The organism is Synechococcus sp. R5-12 (assembly GCF_047502655.1).
Lineage (GTDB): Bacteria > Cyanobacteriota > Cyanobacteriia > Thermostichales > Thermostichaceae > Thermostichus.
Window position 1 is genome coordinate 1 of sequence record NZ_JANSIM010000266.1, and the last position, 2,056, is coordinate 2,056.

Consider the following 2,056-nt stretch of genomic DNA (forward strand, 5'->3'; position numbering starts at 1 on the left):
GGCGCGGAGCGCTTTGCATCAGCATGAGTGCGGGAGTATGTCACAACAGCTCAAGTTGGAATAGAACTGTTTCGTCGCGGTATCCATAGCACCCCTCTCCTTTTGGAAGAAGGGCTGGGAGTGAGGGAGAAAGGCTCAAGTCAAAGGCTGCCAATGGCCCGTTTCAGTTGTACCAGGGCGCGATTGTAGGCGATTACAGCATTGGAAAGGTTGCCACGGGCAGTGGTGAGAGCAGCTTCAGCATTGATCACCTCGGTTTGGGTGCCCACCCCTGCTTGCAAACGCAGCCGGGCCAAGCGCAGGCTCTCTTCTGCCGAGGCAATTGCCACTTTGGCCGAGTCGATCTGTTCACGGCTGGAGCTGAGGGTCAGAAAGGCTTCTTCCACCCCCCGCTGGATTTCGTTGCGGGTGCCGACGAAGTTGCTCACGGCCACCTGTCCATCGATCTGGGCTTGGCGGGCTTGGGCAGCCGCTTCTCCTCCATCGAACCAAGTCAAGCTGAAATTGGCTCCCACCGAATAGCCAACATCAAAACTGTTGCGGCTGGCGTTGAAATCGTTAACGGCATCGAGGCTGGCGAACAAGCCAATTCGGGGGCCATTGCGGGCTTGTGCCAGGCGCAGGCGGCTTTGGGCCTGCTCCAATTCTCGGCGCCGGCGCTCCAATTCCTGTCGTTGGGCAAAGGCAGCAATGATGGTCTCTTCCAGGCTGAGATCCCACTCCCCCATCGGCTCAATGCGGTCGCTGGCCAACACGTCGGTGGGGCTGGGGAAATTCAGCAGTTCGGCCAGGCGGCGGCGATTCAGTTGTTGGGTGTTTTGAGCCGCCAGCAAGGTTTGTCGATTGTTGGCCAATTCCGTCTCTGCCTGGAGAATCTCAAAGCGGGTACCCAGCCCGGCCCGTTCTCGGGCTTGAGCATCCCGCAGGGTGGCTTCGGAACTTTCGACGGCAGCTTGGCTGATGGCAACCCTGGCATCTGCGCTTTGCAGATCGTAGTAGGCATTGGCCACAGCTTGTTTGACCGTCTGCAGCGTTTGCTCCAGCTGCAGTTGGGCGATGCGCAGCGCTTCTTGGGCCAGCTTCAGGTTTTGCTCCCTAAGGCCACTGTCAAAGGCGGTATACTCCACCCGCACCACACTGGCCGAGAGGGTGTGGGATTCGCGCCTTGGCCCACCACCAGGAGAGGGAGCCTCACTGTACTGGTAGTTGGCACGGCTGGAGAGGGTGGGAGCAAAGGCAGCTTGAGCTAGAGCTACCCCGGCCTCGGCCCGCTCGACAGTCAGTCTGGCCTGCTGCACAGCCGGGTTCTGGGCAACGGCGATCTCCAGAGCTTCTTCCAAAGACAAGCCCTCCCTTCGCTCGATGCGCACCTGCAAGGGGGATTGGGGCACCACCAATTCTTCAGCCTTGGAAGCCCCCTGCAAAGCCAGGTCAGCCGCAGGGGTAGGGTCAGCAGGGTTGGAGGGAATCGATAGGGTGGGGGGGGGTGGGGGGGTGAGGATTTCGCGGCTGTTGGGCAGAGCAAAGGCAGCAGAGCTGGGAGCTTCTGGCTGAGCAAGAGCAGGGACAACCCAGAGCAGGCTCAACAGTAGGCCACAGGGAGCAGAACAGGCAAGGTTCAACTGGGATCCCGCCGAGTTTGTCTGCCGTTGAGGAAGTTGAAGCGGATCCCTGGCTCCATTTTGCATCGCCATCGTGCTGTCATTCTCAACATCACCCCTAGCAGTATCGCAAAATGAAGGACAAAGATAAGACGGTTTTCCGCAGGCTCGCTGGCTGCCCTGTTCGGGCCAGTGGAAGCGAGTCCTCGCATTTGCCCCTGCAACGATGAGGCCGACCTGCGTCTGCCAGGAGCTCCGAGCACGGGCGGGACTCCTCTACACTCAGCAGAGACGCTTGGATTGAGACCGAGTCGATTTAGATTTAGACTCAGTTTAGAATGGTGGGGCCATCTGTCCGTGATGGCGGGGGTGGGTGTTGTGGGTGATGAAAGGGGGCAAGGTGGCAGACTCTCAGAGCATGACTCTAGTCAATAATAAGCTCAACTATACTGAAA

General features: G+C 59.0%; 1 protein-coding gene. It reads right to left on the minus strand.

Going from position 1 to position 2,056, the window contains the following annotated elements; all coding sequences use genetic code 11:
• Positions 1–140: 140 nt before the first annotated feature.
• Positions 141–1,694, minus strand: coding sequence for a TolC family protein (locus NW843_RS13035; protein WP_414523156.1), 1,554 nt, complete (start codon positions 1,692–1,694; stop codon positions 141–143).
• Positions 1,695–2,056 lie beyond the last annotated feature (362 nt).

Coding starts and splice junctions, on each gene's coding strand:
- NW843_RS13035 (WP_414523156.1), bottom strand. CDS start 1,694: ATGGCGATGCAAAATGGAGCCAGGGATCCGCTTCAACTTCCTCAACGG.